The 16,087-nt window shown below is 64.5% G+C and carries 15 protein-coding genes and 1 pseudogene; 7 read left to right on the top strand and 9 right to left on the bottom strand.

Annotated elements, in window-relative coordinates; genetic code table 11:
- Positions 1-2,018: hypothetical protein (locus tag QP415_RS03890; protein ID WP_285098833.1), on the bottom strand; the 2,018-nt coding region annotated here is incomplete at its 3' end.
- A gap of 280 nt (positions 2,019-2,298) precedes the next feature.
- On the opposite strand from QP415_RS03890, the gene QP415_RS03885 reads away from it, so the two are divergent.
- Complete coding sequence (locus QP415_RS03885) at positions 2,299-2,886, top strand: GNAT family N-acetyltransferase (protein WP_048677286.1); 588 nt, start codon at positions 2,299-2,301, stop codon at positions 2,884-2,886.
- A 137-nt stretch (positions 2,887-3,023) separates the two neighbouring features.
- Entirely contained in the window at positions 3,024-3,488 is a 465-nt protein-coding gene (locus QP415_RS03880; protein WP_016460161.1) for a MerR family transcriptional regulator, read from the top strand.
- 92 nt (positions 3,489-3,580) lie between these two features.
- On the opposite strand, the gene QP415_RS03875 is transcribed toward QP415_RS03880, so the two are convergent.
- The gene (locus QP415_RS03875) at positions 3,581-4,747 is read right to left on the bottom strand and encodes a family 20 glycosylhydrolase (protein ID WP_285098830.1); all 1,167 of its coding nucleotides are present in this window, start codon (positions 4,745-4,747) and stop codon (positions 3,581-3,583) included.
- 187 nt (positions 4,748-4,934) lie between these two features.
- On the opposite strand from QP415_RS03875, the gene QP415_RS03870 reads away from it, so the two are divergent.
- Positions 4,935-6,428, top strand: a complete 1,494-nt coding sequence (locus QP415_RS03870; protein ID WP_016460159.1) for a glutamine synthetase family protein — start codon at positions 4,935-4,937, stop codon at positions 6,426-6,428.
- Positions 6,429-6,489: 61 nt separating this feature from the next.
- On the opposite strand, the gene QP415_RS03865 is transcribed toward QP415_RS03870, so the two are convergent.
- The 4 genes and pseudogenes from QP415_RS03865 to QP415_RS03850 form a co-directional block, all read right to left on the bottom strand.
- Positions 6,490-7,443: a hypothetical protein gene (locus tag QP415_RS03865; protein WP_285098828.1), complete on the bottom strand. Its 954-nt coding sequence runs from the start codon at positions 7,441-7,443 to the stop codon at positions 6,490-6,492.
- Complete coding sequence (locus QP415_RS03860; RefSeq protein WP_016460157.1) at positions 7,440-8,018, bottom strand: 1-acyl-sn-glycerol-3-phosphate acyltransferase; 579 nt, start codon at positions 8,016-8,018, stop codon at positions 7,440-7,442. The genes QP415_RS03865 and QP415_RS03860 overlap by 4 nt, the downstream gene beginning before the upstream one ends.
- 47 nt (positions 8,019-8,065) lie before the next feature.
- Positions 8,066-8,410, bottom strand: a complete 345-nt coding sequence (locus QP415_RS03855) for an aldose epimerase family protein (protein ID WP_285098842.1) — start codon at positions 8,408-8,410, stop codon at positions 8,066-8,068.
- Between the two features lie 38 nt (positions 8,411-8,448).
- Positions 8,449-8,916, bottom strand: a pseudogene (locus tag QP415_RS03850) (aldose epimerase family protein); the annotation flags it as partial.
- 237 nt (positions 8,917-9,153) lie between these two features.
- Between QP415_RS03850 and typA the strand changes: the two are divergent.
- On the top strand, positions 9,154-11,073 hold the full coding sequence (typA, locus tag QP415_RS03845) for a translational GTPase TypA (protein WP_016460155.1): 1,920 nt from the start codon (positions 9,154-9,156) through the stop codon (positions 11,071-11,073).
- A gap of 23 nt (positions 11,074-11,096) precedes the next feature.
- Here the strand turns inward: typA and QP415_RS03840 are convergent, their stop codons facing one another.
- Positions 11,097-11,423, bottom strand: coding sequence for a putative acetyltransferase (locus QP415_RS03840; protein WP_016460154.1), 327 nt, complete (start codon positions 11,421-11,423; stop codon positions 11,097-11,099).
- 52 nt (positions 11,424-11,475) lie between these two features.
- Between QP415_RS03840 and fdxA the strand changes: the two genes are divergently transcribed.
- Both fdxA and dapC read left to right on the top strand, forming a co-directional pair.
- Positions 11,476-11,817 (top strand): ferredoxin, encoded by a 342-nt coding sequence (gene fdxA, locus QP415_RS03835; RefSeq protein WP_003790208.1) that lies wholly within the window; start codon positions 11,476-11,478, stop codon positions 11,815-11,817.
- 19 nt (positions 11,818-11,836) lie between these two features.
- Positions 11,837-12,982 carry a succinyldiaminopimelate transaminase gene (gene dapC / locus QP415_RS03830; RefSeq protein WP_285098824.1) on the top strand — a complete coding sequence of 382 codons (1,146 nt, stop codon included), beginning with the start codon at positions 11,837-11,839 and terminating at the stop codon, positions 12,980-12,982.
- A gap of 77 nt (positions 12,983-13,059) precedes the next feature.
- On the opposite strand, the gene dapD is transcribed toward dapC, so the two are convergent.
- Both dapD and QP415_RS03820 read right to left on the bottom strand, forming a co-directional pair.
- A complete protein-coding gene (gene dapD / locus QP415_RS03825) occupies positions 13,060-14,016 on the bottom strand; it encodes a 2,3,4,5-tetrahydropyridine-2,6-dicarboxylate N-succinyltransferase (RefSeq protein WP_048677281.1) in 957 nt (318 codons plus the stop codon).
- A gap of 44 nt (positions 14,017-14,060) precedes the next feature.
- Positions 14,061-14,771, bottom strand: a complete 711-nt coding sequence (locus tag QP415_RS03820) for a Maf family protein (protein ID WP_285098821.1) — start codon at positions 14,769-14,771, stop codon at positions 14,061-14,063.
- Positions 14,772-14,997: 226 nt separating this feature from the next.
- Here QP415_RS03820 and QP415_RS03815 point away from each other — a divergent pair, with 226 nt between their 5' ends.
- A complete protein-coding gene (locus QP415_RS03815; RefSeq protein WP_016460150.1) occupies positions 14,998-16,032 on the top strand; it encodes an adenylate/guanylate cyclase domain-containing protein in 1,035 nt (344 codons plus the stop codon).
- Positions 16,033-16,087: the final 55 nt, after the last annotated feature.

The following is a 16,087-nucleotide window of genomic DNA, read 5'->3' as shown; positions in this document are numbered from 1 at the left end:
TGTGGAATCACCACGGGTGCGAGTCGCGGAACAGCAATATGCGTCGGCGTCGGAATTGCCTCGGGCTCGGCTGCGGGAGCGACGATGGGTTCGGGCTCGGGCTCCGGTTCGGGTACGACAACGGGTTCCGGCTCGGGTTCGGGCTCGGGAACGACGATCGGCTTGGGCTGCGGAACGACGATCGGCTTGGGCTGCGGAACGACGATGGGCTCGGGCTCCGGTTCGGGGACGACGACGGGTTCCGGCTTGGGCTGCGGAACGACGACGGGCTCGGGCTCAGGCTCGATAACGGGCTCGGGTTCGGGCTGGGGAACGACGATGGGTTCGGGCTCGGGCTTGGGCTCAGGGACGACAACGGGTTCCGGCTCGGGCTGCGGAACGATGATGGGCTCCGGCTCGGGCTGGGGAATCGCAATGGGTTCCGGCTTCGGCTGGGGGATTGCGACAGGCTCAGGTGCAACGGCATGCCGAACCTTCGGGATCAGCATTGTCGCAGGAGCGTCGTCCTCGTCTACAGGCGGAGCCGGAACTGGGACAGCGGCAGGCGACTCGCCACGCTTGCGCTCGGTCGCTTGACGATCGTGGTGTGCCTCGGCCTCGTGCGTGACGGGCACGGGCGTCGAGACCTGGTCAGTGGAGATGCCACGGGCAGGCGTCGGAATATCCGCAGGAGCAGGAGCAGGCGCGGGAACGGGATCGGCCGTGGCTGCGGGCGCATAGCGATCGGTGTGACGCTGAGGGGCGCCGGTAACCGCAGACGCGTCCTGGCCCTGCGGGACAGCGGGAGCATAGTGTGGAGCAGATGCACTCGGCTCCTGCGCCATCGGCTGCATTTGCTGTGTTGGCTGCGCAGGGAAAACGGCGGGGCGGTGCCCGTTGCGCGAACGCCTACGCTTCGGAGGCTTCGCTGCCTGAACAGGGGCCTCGGGCGCGGGAGCGGCAGGTTCGGGACGCGACTTGTGCTGCCAGACAAAGCCGGTATCACGCGGCTTGGGCTGCGGAAGCGACGCGAGGTCGGGCGCAGAGGAAGCAGAGGAATCGGTCGTAGAGGGACGTCGCGCCTCCTCGGGCGGGACCGCCTTCCCGCGACCCTGATTCATCGCGGGGGCGGCGGCAGCCTGTGTCGACATGCCGGCGGCTTGCGCCGGAGCGTAAGGCCTCGAGGCCTGCGTCCCCTGAGGCGTGGATGGGCGACGTGCGGGGGACGGAGATGCGCTCTGTCCTGCGCCCTGGTTGGACTCCTTCGAGCGCTTCGAACGAACCATGTAAATGACGATGACGACGACCAGCACGATGACGATGAGGCCGACGATTAAGCCGATCAGAAGCCCGAGAGAGGGGCCCGAAGAGGAATCGGAATCGGACGAGGCGGGGGCTGAGCTGGCGGAGGGCGCTTGACTGCCGGGAACAGGCGTTGCGCCCCACGGATCCTTCAGAGCGTTCGCTCCGGCCGCCGCGGACGGATTCCCGCCGGCGGCAAGTGTCCCGTTCACCGTGATGACCTGAGGGACAGTGCCCGTCCACGTCGACACGGAGAGTGCTCGTCCCTCGTAGGTTGTCGCAGAGGTCGCTGCGCCCGATGTTGCAGACTGCACTTCGCCCTCGACGCTTAAAGACACGGAGGCGAAAGTGAGGGAAGCGCCGAACGTTTTCCGATACGTGGCAAGGGTCTGGTCGGTGCGAGCGGAGAGTACGAATGTTCCCGAGTCATGGAGGGTGAACTCGGATTCATCCTGGGCGCGGGTGTACATCAGCTGCATGTGGCAGACGGTGGCATCGTCGCGCGTCACGAACTCGACGTGCTGGTCCGTGGAACTACCCGCGTATGGTGTGCATGCGGATTCGCTCATCGTCCGGGAGGGATCGACGACGGTCAAGGTGTCGACGAGCTGGCCGTCCTTGGTTAGGACGTATGCCTCCGATAGGGTCGGGGCGTCCGCTGCGTGAGCGCCGAATACAACCGTCGACGTGATGAGCAAAGCCCCGAGCGTGGCGCACAGGGCGCGAAAGAATCGCATGCAGTCCTCCTGATATGAACCACTCGATTATCGTCTGTTCGTGGATACAAAGCAACGAGGGGCGCGAGTAGTGATCTAGCCTGACCGGTCGTCAAATAAAAGTGTGGGAGCTGTCAAAGGTATGCGTCCCGTATTGACAAGGTGTGATCGTGTCCTGTCACGTAGTATGACAGGTATCTACCTAAGGTCAGGTTTTCGATGACTGGTTGGGTGAAAAACTGGTGAACTGAGGAGGGGCCCTGTGAAGTGTCGACCTGCCACGCGTGCTGATATTCCCGAAATGACACGAATTATCACAGAGGGATTCCTTGACTATCCCTTGCACATCATGCTCAAGCCCTACCTCTACCGTGCGGAGCATTACCCGGAATGTGTCACTGCAATCAATCGGATGCTTGCGGATTCGTACCAGCGGGTCCGTCATGCCCTCGTCGTTGAGCATGAAGGGCGGGTCGTAGCCACGGCTCTCCTGCATGATCGCAAGGTTGGATTCATTCGCAGCTTCCTCAGTGGGGGGTATGAGTTCTTTCGCTATGCTCCGCCGTTGCTCGTGAAAGAGTTCTCGGATGTTGTCGATTCCGCAGACCAGGTGACGATCGATAAAGGTGACTTCGACTGGTATCTCGATGTCCTCTCCGTCGATAAGCGGATGCGAGGACGTGGTGTCGGTCGTTGGCTTGTCTCGCAGGTTCTTCCCGACTATGTGGCCAAGCGCGGTGGGCGCGCGTATGGATTCGTGACCTCGACCGAGGAGAACGCGCACTTCTACCTCAACGGTGGGTGTGAGCTTCTGGATCGATTCGACATACATCTGCGTGATGAAACGTGTCCCATTTGGTCCTTTCAGAGGCGCGCAGAGCTTCTGTGATGAGTGATCAAACGGGCCAATTGCGCTGCGCTCCGGCCTTTCGCGCGGAAACCTGCTTTTTTGCAGGTCGCGGCGCGTGATGCACGTCCCGCAGTTCCGCTTGACTTCAAGGGCTTGAGGTCTTTTAGGGTGAAGCTATGGCAGGAACTGGCTCCGGGCGCACGTACTCCATCAAGGAGGTAGCGGCGCTCGTTGGCTTGCCCCCATCCACCCTGCGCTATTACGAGGATGTCAGCGTTATTCCGGCCATTGCACGCGACGCCTCAAGTGGGCACCGCACATACACCGAGGATGATCTTGAACTGCTGACGTGGGTGTCGTGCCTGTCCGCTTCCGGGATGTCGATCGCGGACATGCGTGAATATGTCCGTTCTGGCCTGGGTGGGGAGAGGGACATCTCCGAGTTTGTGACCCTGCTGGAACAGCAGGATGCCCGCCTCCAGGAGGAGGGGCAGATCATTGAGCTTCGTCGTGAGTTCTTGCGCACAAAGATTGCCTACTGGCGCGCGATTAAACACGAGGATGCCTCAGAAGCTGAGCGCTTGGATATTGATGCGCGCGCGCTCGCGGAGCGCCTCAAGAAGTGGTCAATGCGTTCGTGAAAGCCTAGTGGGGCGGTCTTCATGCCTGCTCCGAACTCCGCCCCGCTAGGGGGCACGGGGCCGCGTATCCGGGTTGGATGCGCGGCCCTCATTCATGATCGCCCAGGAGTCCAGTAGGGGATGTGTTGTCTCAGGTAGGCCATCTCTCGCTCGATCGTTGGGGCGAGGTGCTCCCAGGTGAGCGCGTCGTCCCCGTGCCATGCGATTTCGCCGACGACGAGGAGTCTGGGGAGGAGGTGGTAAAAGAGCAGGTCTGGGGTCGTCACCGATGTGGACCAGGCGACGGCCTCGACGCCTTTGAGTCGCTCCTTGTGAAGCATTGGCGGGAGCTGATCAGCGAGTTGGCGTGCGGTGAGTGGGGGCTGGGGTGACGAGGGGTCGACTGTGGGGTGGCTGAGGGTCAGCAGGTCGGAGTCTGCGAGCACCCATGAGGCGCCCGATGAGGATGCGGCCTCGTCCCCGGTCTCATTGTGGCGTGAGGAGAGGAGAATCGTTCCAGGTGGGGTGCTTCCATAGGCGCGGGTTGCGCTGTCCCATGCGGCTGCGCGTCGGCCGTGGAAGTGGAGGACTCGCGTGGCTCGGTCGATGAAGAGGCGCTCGATGTCTTGTCCCGAGCCTAGGCCTGCCCGTGCGAGCCGTGGGTCGCGTTCCCACTGGCTCCAGTCGGTCCAGGGGACGCCGATGTGGATGATGGGGGAGGGGAATAGGTCGCACGCGTGGTGGAAGGCTGCCTCGACGAATTGGAGGGATGAGGCGAGGGGCCACAGCGTTGAGTTGTCCTCCTGAGGGGAGACGAGGTTGGGGTTTCCCAGGTGTGGGTAGGCTCGGATCGCGGCGCCGGCAGCGGATGGGATTGAGATTTCCGGAATGATGCGCACGTCCCGCTGTGCGGCGAAGCGGACGAGGTGTCGAATGTTTGCGTCGGAGTAGAAACCCTGTGTTGTGTGTGCGGGCGATGTGCGCCATGTGCCCGATCGCTGAGGTGCGCACGTGCGGTCGTACCAGTGCGCGGGATCTCGTGGGATCTGGGCTCCGATCGAGGTGAGTGCTGGGTAGCCGGGTAGCGGGAGACGCCAGCCTGCGTTGTCTGTCAGATGCCAGTGCAGGATGTTCAGGCGGTAACGCGCCATGACGGTGATGATGAGCTCCATGACGGGCACTGGCCAGAATGTGCGTGCGGAGTCAATGAGGAGGCCGCGCCACGAGCATGCCGGTGGCCTCGTGGGATCGTGAGGGAGGGGAGAGGGTGTCGTCGCCATTGCGCTTCCTAGAAGTGGACTACGCAAAGTGTAACAAGCGTCACTTATGTTGGGGGCGGGTTTGGAGGGTGTCAATCCCTTCAGTTCTGGGGGAAATGGCAAATATCTTCCGACTGTAGGGTTTGTCGTTTAGGGATACAATGTCTCTGCTAATGTGAACCTAGTCATACTCGAAGAGGAGTGTTTCATGCTGTCGACTGACACAGTGTCTCTGAACCCCAACCCGCTCGTGCAGGCCCTCGGAAAGCCCGCGAAGGAGTTTACGAAAGCCGACATCATCGGCTATATCGAGGACAATGGCATCCAAATGCTCAACCTCCGCTACGTCGGAGGGGACGGACGCCTGAAGACCCTGAACTTCGCGATCCAATCCAAGGCTCACCTCGATCGGGTGTTGACTCTCGGAGAGCGCGTCGACGGTTCCTCCCTGTTCACATTCGTCGAGGCGACCTCTTCGGACCTGTATGTCGTGCCGCGCGTGGCTACCGCGTTCCTCAACCCCTTCTCGCACATCCCGACCCTCGATATCCTGTGCGGCTTCTACGATGTTGACGGTCGCCCCCTGGCCTCGGCGCCCCAGGAAATCCTGCGGAAGGCTCAACGAGCACTCAAGGAGGAGACGGGCTGCGAGCTGCAGGCCCTCGGTGAACTCGAGTACTACCTCTTCTCGGAGGAAGAAGAGCTGTTCCCCGTCGAGCCTCAGCGCGGCTACCACGAATCCGGGCCCTTCTCCAAGTGGGAGGAAGTGCGCACGGAGACCCTCGCGCACCTCGTTGCCATCGGTTGCTCGGTGAAGTACGCCCATTCCGAGGTCGGTAACTTCGTCGCCGATGGGCGTCAGATGGTCCAGCAAGAGATCGAATTCCTGCCCGTTGATGCGCTCGATGCCGCCGATCAGATGGTGCTCGCCAAGTGGGTGCTGCGCGAAGTCGCTCATTCCTATGGCATTCATGTCTCCTTCTCGCCGAAGATCGCTGTGGGGCAAGCCGGATCGGGCATGCACTTCCATACCCGCATCGTCAAGGATGGCGTCAACCAGTTCTCGACGGGATCTGGTCTCACCGACACCGCGCTCAAGGTGATCGGAGGCTACCTGTCGCACGCAGCATCGCTCACAGCGTTTGGTAACACCGTCCCGACCTCGTTCCTGCGTCTTGTTCCCCATCAGGAGGCGCCAACCTCGATCTGCTGGGGTGACCGCAACCGCTCCGTTCTCGTGCGTGTGCCTCTCGGCTGGCAAAACATCGACGACTCGATGTTCCGCGATGCGAACCCCCTTGAGCCTCCGATTGCCGACCTGCCCAATGACTCTCAGACGGTGGAGCTGCGCAGCCCCGACGGGTCCGCAGCGGTCCACCTGCTCCTTGCTGGTATTGCCGTCGCCGCGCGTATTGGCCTGACTGAGCCGGGCATGGAAGAGTACGCGCGTGAGCGTAAGGTCGACGGCGACGCATCGCAGACTCCCGGCCTCGATCAGCTGCCAGCCTCCTGCTTCGAGGCCGCGGGTAGGCTCCTCGCCCAGCGTGAGGACTACGAGGCGAAGGACGTCTTCCCCGCGGGCCTCATCGACTCGTGGGCATCGCGCCTGATCGAGCTGGGAGACGAACACCTGCGTGATGACCTGGCGGACTCGCGTGTCTCTGTCGAGGAACTCGTGGAGCGCTACTTCCACATCGGCTGAGGCATCAGTATGTGGCCCCGACTTCATCGCCGAGGTCGGGGCCACTGTGGTCAATGGACGCCTACGAGTGGTCGGGCGGGGAAAAGCGTTCAGTGCCCGACTGCGCGTCGCAGCGGTCGTGGGCCTGCGCGCTCGCGGGTGCGTTCTCCTCGGACGTTGACGAGGTCGGAGCGAGAGACCGCCTCCCGTAGGGAGCGGCAGCGCTCTTTCGTGCAGAGGCGGAACGTCGCTGTGCCTCACGTAGCGCAGCATCACGGTCGAACTGCGCGTCGGCAGCCGCCCGGCGCGAACGTGCCGATCGTCGCGCGAGGCCGGTGATAACGGCCAGCGCAAGGACACCGGCCGTGATCGCCATGATCGGTGTGAGTGAGCGTGCGGTGGAGGCGTGCTCGCGTTCCCGAGGGGATGAAGAAGACGTTGAAACGGGCGTCGACGGTGATGGACCGGTGGAGGAACCCGCAGTGGGCGCATCGGCGTCAACGGTGCCCGTCGCGCTCACGTTGCCGGTGACGCCATGCCAGATGACCGTGCTCGCGTCCGTCTTCGTCGATGCCCCGGGGGTGGTGATCTGTCCGTCGTTCGAGGCCTCGACGATGACGGAGCTATGCGCGATCAGGGTGACGGACTCGATGGACGCAGAAGCATCGGGCGATGCGAAGCCCTCCAGGAGACGCGTTGACGTTGACTCGAAGTGGAACACGCCGCCGTCGTCGACGGAGACAATCTCGGCGCCGCCATCGGCAAGGTCCCACGTGAAACGGCACCCGTCCACGCCGTCGACCGTCACGAGGAGAGAAGAGGTAGCCTTGGTGGCCGTGCCCATCGACTGACACTGCTCGCCAATGAGTGCCTGATCCGTCACCAGCGTCACCTGATGGGTCGCGCTGACGCCCGGCGTCATGTCGTAGACCTCGGTGAGGCGGATCTGCGTTGGGTTGTCGGCGAGCGTTGCACTCCCGCCCGCGGTCAGGGCGAGAGCCCCTGCGGTACCGAGCAACGCTCGCACACACCTCATGCGGCCTCGTCCTCCGCGCGCAGGCGAGGAACCGACGTCTTCTCCGGGCGAATGCCCACCTTATCCGCGTAAAACGCGCGGATGACCTCCATGTCGGCGCGCACGTCGCCCGTCAGCTGGTATGTCGGACCCCAACCGAACGTGCGGGTATTGCGGTCGATGAAGCCCAGCTGAATCGGCACGCCCGCCTCCATCGCGATGCGATAGAACCCGGACTTCCAAAAGTCACGGTGCGAGCGCGTGCCCTTGGGAGTGATGCACAGCGTGAACGAGTCCGCCTCGCGGATGCGCGAAGCGACCTGGTCGACGAGGCCGTGCGCGGCGCTGCGCTCTACCGGGACGGCGCCGATCTTCTTGACGAACCAGCCGAGCACAGGCGCCTTGACAACGGAATCCTTCACCAGGAAGGAGAACGTGCGCCCGGACTTCCACATGGAAATCGCCATGAAGACGCCGTCCCAATTTGAGGTATGTGGAGCGCCAATGACGATGACCTTGTCCGGCAGAGGCTGCGTGGAGAGCTTCCACCGGGAAACGGACAGGTAAGCGGACGCGATCGCGGAAGTGAGAGCCATGAGGGCCTTTCTGGTCGTAGCTGGGGCTAATCCTACCCGTGGGGCGGTCAGTCCAGTGACTCCACGGCGAGCGTCTGCGTCATGATGTGGGGATGCCCCGGCCACAGCGTGAGTGCCCGTTCGCGCACTGCCGCTGTTTCCACGCATACGAAGTTCTGCCACTCGCCCTCACCGATGTCGCTCATCGTGGCCGCGCCCTGCGACCAGGGGTTCCACACGATCGTCGAGCCCGAGCCGTTCTTGTCCACGACGATACGCCGTCCCAGCTTCGGGTCGACGACCTGGACCTGCGCCGTGGAGGTGTAGACGCGGTCGGCCCGATAAAAGTGATGTCGCCGCTCTGGGTGGCGTAGCGTTCGCGGACCTTGTCGTAGTAGCGTTCGCCGTTCAATCCCTCCACCGTCACGTCCTTGACGTCGCCGACGTGCAGGTAGGTGTGCAGGGCCGCTTCGATCGCGAAGGGGTGGTCGTCCTCGTTCGTGAGGGTCAGGGTGACGTTCAGTTCGTCCCCCGCGGATATGTCAAGACGCGCGCAGAACGAGTGGGGGTAGAGGGGGGACGTCTCGCCCGTGTGGTGCAGCTCGAAGGTGAACGAGGCCGGGGCGTCGTCCGCGGGTTGCGTGCTTGAGCGCAGCGTCCACAGCGATGTGCGGGCAAACCCGTGCGCACCTGCACCGTCCCCCGGCCTCGTCGGCGAATCGGTGGGGCTACCGAACCAGGGGAGACACAGGGGGATGCCGCCGCGGATTGCCTTCGTGCCATCGAGCACCGCGCGGGAGGAGAGCCACAGGACGTCGGAATGCCCGGTGGGACGCCATGACAACAGATGCGCGCCGAAGGGGGTGACAAGGGCCGAGGCCGTCGAAACGTCAGCGCTGAGCGTCGCGATGTCAGTCATAGTATTCAGTAAACGCCATCGGTCGGTATCGAGCAAATAGACCGGCCGGAGGGCGTCCAAATGAACGCCTGGCATCCGCGACGTGGTGGAATTCGCAGGATGGGGATCGCATTGCCCGTCGTTCAGCCGATATTCTTGAAGGCGTATGTGCGTGAAATCGATTCGAACCGATCGCCTCCGCGACGTGCTCGCCTCCCAACACGCATAAATCTGTATCCACATTTGAGGAGTCCACATATGTCCACGCGTCCCGACCTGCGAAACGTCGCGATCGTCGCACACGTCGATCACGGAAAGACCACGCTGGTTGACGCAATGCTCTGGCAGTCCGGAGCGTTCTCCGAGCGTGACACGGTCGAAAAGACCGGCGAGCGCGTCATGGACTCCGGCGATCTGGAGCGTGAGAAGGGCATTACCATTCTCGCGAAGAACACCGCCGTCCACTATCGTGGCCCCGCGGCGCAGGCCCTCGGCCTGGAAAACGGCGTCACCATCAACGTCATCGACACCCCCGGCCACGCCGATTTCGGCGGCGAGGTTGAGCGCGGTCTGTCGATGGTCGACGGCGTCGTCCTCATGGTCGATGCCTCCGAAGGCCCGCTTCCGCAGACCCGTTTCGTGCTGCGCAAGGCCCTGCAGGCACACCTGCCCGTCATCGTCGTCGTCAACAAGGTTGACCGTCCCGACTCGCGCATCGAAGAGGTCGTCTCCGAGACGACCGACCTGCTGCTCTCCCTGGGCGAGGACCTCATGAATGAGGGCATCGACATCGACGTGGACTCCCTCATGGACGTCCCCGTTGTCTACGCCTCCGCCAAGGCAGGCAAGTGCTCCCTGGAGAACCCGGGTGACGGCCAGCTGCCCACCGAGGACCTCGAGCCCCTGTTCGAGACCATCCTCAACCGTATCCCCGGCCCCTCCTACGATGAGGACATGCCGCTGCAGGCCCACGTCACCAACCTGGACGCTTCGCCGTTCCTGGGTCGTCTCGCCCTGCTGCGTATCCACAACGGCACCCTCAAGAAGGGCGCGGATGTGGGCCTGGCGCGCCACGACGGCACCATCCAGCGCGTCCACATCTCCGAGCTGCTGGCCACCGAGGGCCTCGAGCGCGTGTCCACCGACTCCGCCGCCCCCGGCGACATCGTCGCCGTCGCCGGTATCGAGGACATCATGATCGGTGAGTCCCTCGTCGACCTCGATGACCCGCGTCCTCTCCCGCTCATCACGGTCGACGACCCGGCCATCTCGATGACCATCGGCATCAACACCTCGCCCATGGCCGGCCGCGTCAAGGGCGCGAAGGTCACGGCTCGTCAGGTCAAGGACCGCCTCGACCGCGAGCTCATCGGCAACGTGTCCCTGAAGGTTCTGCCCACCGAGCGCCCCGACGCCTGGGAGGTCCAGGGCCGTGGCGAACTCGCGCTGGCAATCCTCGTCGAGCAGATGCGCCGCGAGGGCTTCGAGCTCACCGTCGGCAAGCCGCAGGTCGTCACCAAGGAGATCGACGGCGTCCTCAGCGAGCCCATGGAGCGCATGACGATCGACATCCCCGAGGAGTACCTCGGTGCCGTCACGCAGCTGATGGCCGCCCGCAAGGGCCGCATGGAGACCATGGCGAACCACGGCTCGGGCTGGATCCGCCTGGAATTCGTGGTTCCCGCACGAGGCCTCATCGGCTTCCGCACGCGCTTCCTCACTGAAACGCGCGGCACCGGTATCGCCTCGTCCATCGCGGACGGTTACGCGCCCTGGCAGGGCACCATCGAGCAGCGCCTCACGGGCTCCCTCGTCGCCGACCGCGCAGGCCAGGCCACCCCCTACGCCATGACGAACCTGCAGGAGCGTGGCTCCTTCATCGTCGAGCCCTCCTCCGAGGTCTATGAGGGCCAGGTCGTGGGTGAAAACCCGCGCGGCGAGGACATGGACGTGAACATCTGCCGTGAGAAGAAGCAGACGAACACGCGCAGCGCGACCGCGGACGTGTACGAGTCGCTGACCCCCTCGCGCAAGCTGACCCTCGAGGAATCCCTCGAGTTCGCGGCCAACGACGAGTGCGTCGAGGTCACGCCCGAGGCCGTGCGCGTGCGCAAGGTCGTCCTGGACGCCCAGGAGCGCTTCAAGATCGCCGCTCGCGAGCGCCGCGCCAACCGCTGAACCGCGCCTGCTTCCCCCGCTCGCTAGATGGTGGGCGGGGGAGGTACGCGCTTGCCCGTCACCATCGTGCGGGCATCCACGCGAACCGGCCCACGCCTCGTCGCAACCGTGACGTGCGTGGGGGCCACCTCGAGCGCCTCTCCCAGGGCGTCGTGCAGTCCGTCTGCCAGACGGTAGCGGATGACGATCCTCTCGCCGACCCTGAAGCTCATCCACGGCAAGGCGGGAATTGCGCCAGGGCCGCGTGCGGAAATTTCCTCGCGCGCCCCATCCGTCGCGCTCGACTGAATTGGCGTATTTCCGCCGCTTGTGGGGCTCTTGGTGACGCGGGGTGACTCGGGGTTGCTCATACGTGAATAATAGAATCAACGAGTCTTTAGAACTGACCAGGAGGAACGTCTCATGACCTACGTCATCGCGCAGCCCTGCGTGGACGTCAAGGATCGCGCATGCGTGGACGAGTGCCCCGTCGACTGCATCTACGAGGGTGCCCGTTCGCTCTACATCCACCCCGAGGAGTGCGTGGACTGCGGCGCATGCGAGCCCGTGTGCCCGACCGAGGCCATCTTCTACGAGGACGACCTGCCCTCCGAGTGGTCCGACTACCTGCGCGCTAACGTCGACTTCTTCAACGACCTGGGCAGCCCCGGTGGCGCCCAGAAGACCGGCGTCCAGGACTTCGACGATCCGATGATCGCCGCGCTGCCGCCTCAGAATGAGGAATGGAAGGCCGAAAACCTCTGACAGTCGATAGGGTAGGGGTATGACCACGATCCTTCCCCGCCCTCTTGACCTGCCCGAATTCCCCTGGGACCAGCTGGCGCCCGCCAAAGCGCGCGCGGCTGGCCATCCCGGGGGAATTTGTGATCTGAGCGTCGGAACCCCCGTCGATGACACCCCGGCGTTCATCCGCGAGGCCCTGGCTGAGGCGTCCAACGCGCACGGCTATCCGACGGTGATCGGCACCGCCGAGGTGCGCGATGCGATCCTCGCGTGGGGCGCGCGCCGACACATGGTCGACGTTGGTCACGGCGGCGTGATCCCCACGATTGGCTCGAAGGAAGCCGTCGCTTGGATTCCCGCCCTCCTAGGCGTGCGCGCGGGTGACACGGTCCTCGTGCCCGAGGTCGCCTACCCGACCTACGACATCGGCGCGCGCCTGGCCGGTGCCACCCCGGTCGCTGTCGACCCGACGACCCCTGAGCGTTGGCCCGAGGCCGCCCTCGTCTACCTGAACTCCCCGGGCAACCCCGATGGCCACGTCATGAGCAAGGACCAGCTGCGCGCCGTCGTTGCCTGGGCCCGCGCCCACGGCGCCGTCGTCGTGTCCGACGAGTGCTACGCGGCCCTGCCCTGGGCCGAGCCCTACGTGAGCGAGGGAGTGCCCTCCCTGCTGGATGCGGACGTGTGCGACGGCGATGCGAGCGGCCTGCTCGTCCTGTACTCGCTGTCCAAGCAGTCGAATCTTGCGGGCTACCGCGGCGCCCTCATCTACGGTGATCCCGCGCTGGTCGCGCCCATCGTGAGCGTGCGCAAGCACTCCGGACTCATGGTGCCCGCTCCCGTCCAGCACGCGATGGCGGTTGCCCTCCGCGACACTGAGCACGTGGAGCGCCAGCGCAGCGTCTACGCTGCGCGTCGCACGCTCCTCCTTGACGCGCTGACCGAGGCCGGCCTCGAGGTCGACCCTGATACGGCGGCTGGCCTGTACCTGTGGGTCGCCGACCCCGCCAATCCGACGGACTCGTGGGCGCTCGTGGACCGCCTAGCCGATCTCGGCATCCTCGTGGCCCCCGGCGACTTCTACGGCACCGCCGCCCACGGGCGCGTGCGCGTGGCCCTGACCGCCACCGACGAGCGCGTGGCTGCCGCAGCCGAGCGCATCCGAGAGGCATGGAACGTGCGCTGATGGACTCTGTCATAGCACGAGGCCGGGGCCACCTTGCGCACTGCGCGCGGGCGGCCCCGGCCTCGTTGTCAGAACACTCAGTTCGACGCGTGCAGAGCGTCGTTGAGCTCGATGCCCACGACGCCCGCGCGGGCGATGGCCTCGATGCGGCCGGTCTGAGAGTTGCGGCGGAACAGGATGTTCGACGCACCCGACAGCTCGCGCGCGGCGATCGTGCGCGGCTCGGCCTCGCCGGAGGAATCAATGAGTGTGACCTTCGCGCCGGCGGTCACGTACAGGCCGGCCTCGACGACGCAGTCGTCGCCCAGAGCAATGCCCAGGCCCGAGTTCGCGCCCAGGAGGCAACGCTCGCCCAGGCGCACGCGCTGCTTGCCGCCGCCCGAGAGGGTGCCCATCGTGGAGGCGCCGCCGCCCACATCCGAGCCGTCGCCGATGACGACGCCCTGCGAGACGCGGCCCTCGACCATCGAACGGCCGAGCGTCCCCGCGTTGAAGTTCACGAAGCCGGCGTGCATGACGGTCGTTCCCTCGGACAGGTAGGCGCCCAGGCGCACGCGAGTGCCGTCGGCGATGCGCACGCCGGGCGGCAGCACGTAGTTGACCATCGGCGGGAACTTGTCGACACCCTGCACGGTCACGGGGTGGCCATCACGGGCGCGCAGGCGCAGGCGGGTGGCCTCGAAGTCGGCGACGGCGCACGGGCCGGCGTCCGTCCACACGACGTTGGGCAGCACCGCGAAGATGCCGTCGAGGTTGATCGTGTTGGGCTCCACCAGGCGGTGGGAAAGCAGGTGCAGGCGCAGGTAGGCGTCCTCCGTCGAGGCGGGGGCCTGCGTCAGGTCGATCGTCGTGGTCACGACGACGGTGCGCACGCGGCGTGCGTCATCGACGCGCTCCAGCACGGACAGCGAGGTTGCCAGCTCCTCGTCGCTGCCGGGTTCGCCCAGGTGCGGGGCGGGGTACCACGTGTCGAGTGTCGTGCCGTCCAGAGTGATCGTAGCGAGGCCGATGCCCCATGCGGTGCTGTTGTCCATGCCCCTACAGTACGGCGCGACGGGCGGGGGATTGGCAGCGAAACTCAGGGGCGCGGCGCATCCCACAGGTCCGGCCAGAAGACCCCGAGCTCGGTGGCCATGGAGCGCAGCAGTGGCAAGGAGATGCCGACGACCGAGTGATAATCGCCCGTCACGCCCTCGATGAAGGGGCCGCCCAGACCGTCCACCGTGAAGGATCCCGCCACGTGCAGGGGCTCGCCGGTGGCCACGTACGCGTCGATCTCGGCATCCGAGATGTCCCCGAAGTGGACCTGGGTCGAGGCGGAGCGAGTGACGCTGGCGCTCACGGCGCGTCCTGCGGCGGTGTTCTCCTGCGTCGACGAGGCCGGGGCGAGGATGGCCGCGCAGTGGCCTGTCCACAGGGTTGCGGTCGTGCGGCGCATGGCGCGGATGCGCTCGCGTGCGACGTCGGGAGTGTGGGGCTTGCCGAGCATCTGGCCACCGATCTCGAGCATCGAGTCGCAGCCGACGACGAGGACGGGCTCGCCGGCGGGAAGCTCGGAAGCCTGGCTGGGGGCGCTCAAGGCCTCGCAGACGTCCGCGCACTTGGCCGCCGCAAGCGCTGCGACTTCGTCGGCAGGGGTGGTTGCGCCGCCGCAAAAGGCTCGCCCTCCGGGCAGCGCGGCGAGGACTGCGTCCTCATCAACCGTTGATACATGAACGATTGGTGTGATGCCCGCCGCAATGAGGGTCGCTCGGCGGGCGGGGGATGCTGAGGCAAGAACAAGGCGCATGAGGACATTGTCGCCCAACGTGCCTCCGGCGTGCAGACAAGGTGCAATTTGGTGCAGGAATCTCAATTTTCGCAGGTAAACGTGCAATTCTCTAGAGAAAAACTCATCAGACTACTACAATTGTCAATGTGCGAGGTCGCATTCCCGATGTGACTTTGAAAAGTGATCTGATATACCGTTACCCGCTGATGTGGTGTTGAGTCAGCCCAAAGAGGAGGGATTTGCGATGGATGAGCGCGCGGCTTCGTCCCCTGCAACTCCTGATGATCTGACCGCAACAAGCTACGTTCCTCAGCTGCTCGGTGGTCATCTGTCGTATTCCGCCCGCGACATTGCTCAGGCGACGGATACACCGATCGAACGCGTCTTCCGTTTCTGGATCGCCCTCGGTTTTCAGGCCCCTACCGCCGATGACAAGGTTTTCTCGCAGCGCGACTTGGATGTTTTCAGTCGCTGGCATGAGCTTGTCGAATCGGGCGGCATTGATACATCGACCTCTCGGTCCCTCCTGCGCGCGAACGCTCACTTGGCTGATCGTCTGGCTCTGTGGCAGTTCGAGGCTCTGGTTGAGGACTCGATGCGTCGTTTCATGCTGGATGACACGACGGCTCGCATGTACGTGCTCGACCATATGCGTGAGTACATCGATGTCTTCCAGGAAATGTTCACCTACGCGTGGCGGCGTCAGCTTGAGGCGACGCTGTCCCGTTTCGACCGCGAGGTGTCGCAGCGTGGGCACGAGGAGCGCCATAATCGTTTCCCGCTCAACCGCTGCCTTGGTTTCGTGGACATGGTGTCCTACACGTCCTCCTCGACGATCCTCGGTGACGCTCTCGTGGGGCTCATTGAGCGCTTTGAAGAGGAGAGTCGTAACGCCGTCATTGAGGAGGGCGGTCGCGTCGTCAAGATGATCGGCGATGCTGTTCTCTATATTGCGGACGATCTGTCGACGGGCCTGCGGGTGGCTACGTCCCTGGTCGAACGCCTTAATGCTGACGATGAGATGCTGCCGGTGCGTGCCTCGTTTGTGCGCGGCGATGTGTTCTCGCGTTCGGGTGATGTTTTCGGCCCCACCGTTAATCTTGCGTCTCGCCTCGTGGACATCGCGCCGGTGGGTAAAATCCTGACGGATCCGACCACGGCCGCCGCCATTGCCGCCGGCGAGGTTGGTGACGGTTATGAGCTTGAAGAGTTCCCGACCGCGGACTTGCGCGGTTTCGGTCCGGTCTCGCCGTACCTGCTATCAAGCGTTGTTAACTAACGTTCATCTCGCAGTGTGAACGAGTGCCGGATTGGCTCGGAGAACGGGTCAAGAA

The organism is Pauljensenia sp. UMB3104, from assembly GCF_030217285.1.
Taxonomy (GTDB): Bacteria; Actinomycetota; Actinomycetes; order Actinomycetales; family Actinomycetaceae; genus Pauljensenia.
Note: the sequence above shows the minus strand (reverse complement) of the source record. Positions and strands in the feature narration are given on the sequence as shown.

Excerpts from the sequence above, each read along its gene's own strand:
- fdxA (WP_003790208.1), top strand. The coding sequence starts at position 11,476 with ATGACCTACGTCATCGCGCAGCCCTGCGTGGACGTCAAGGATCGCGCA.
- QP415_RS03880 (WP_016460161.1), top strand. The coding sequence starts at position 3,024 with ATGGCAGGAACTGGCTCCGGGCGCACGTACTCCATCAAGGAGGTAGCG.
- typA (WP_016460155.1), top strand. The coding sequence starts at position 9,154 with ATGTCCACGCGTCCCGACCTGCGAAACGTCGCGATCGTCGCACACGTC.
- QP415_RS03885 (WP_048677286.1), top strand. The coding sequence starts at position 2,299 with ATGACACGAATTATCACAGAGGGATTCCTTGACTATCCCTTGCACATC.
- dapC (WP_285098824.1), top strand. The coding sequence starts at position 11,837 with ATGACCACGATCCTTCCCCGCCCTCTTGACCTGCCCGAATTCCCCTGG.
- dapD (WP_048677281.1), bottom strand. The coding sequence starts at position 14,016 with ATGGACAACAGCACCGCATGGGGCATCGGCCTCGCTACGATCACTCTG.
- QP415_RS03865 (WP_285098828.1), bottom strand. The coding sequence starts at position 7,443 with ATGAGGTGTGTGCGAGCGTTGCTCGGTACCGCAGGGGCTCTCGCCCTG.
- QP415_RS03815 (WP_016460150.1), top strand. The coding sequence starts at position 14,998 with ATGGATGAGCGCGCGGCTTCGTCCCCTGCAACTCCTGATGATCTGACC.
- QP415_RS03840 (WP_016460154.1), bottom strand. The coding sequence starts at position 11,423 with ATGAGCAACCCCGAGTCACCCCGCGTCACCAAGAGCCCCACAAGCGGC.
- QP415_RS03820 (WP_285098821.1), bottom strand. The coding sequence starts at position 14,771 with ATGCGCCTTGTTCTTGCCTCAGCATCCCCCGCCCGCCGAGCGACCCTC.
- QP415_RS03860 (WP_016460157.1), bottom strand. The coding sequence starts at position 8,018 with ATGGCTCTCACTTCCGCGATCGCGTCCGCTTACCTGTCCGTTTCCCGG.
- QP415_RS03875 (WP_285098830.1), bottom strand. The coding sequence starts at position 4,747 with ATGGCGACGACACCCTCTCCCCTCCCTCACGATCCCACGAGGCCACCG.
- QP415_RS03870 (WP_016460159.1), top strand. The coding sequence starts at position 4,935 with ATGCTGTCGACTGACACAGTGTCTCTGAACCCCAACCCGCTCGTGCAG.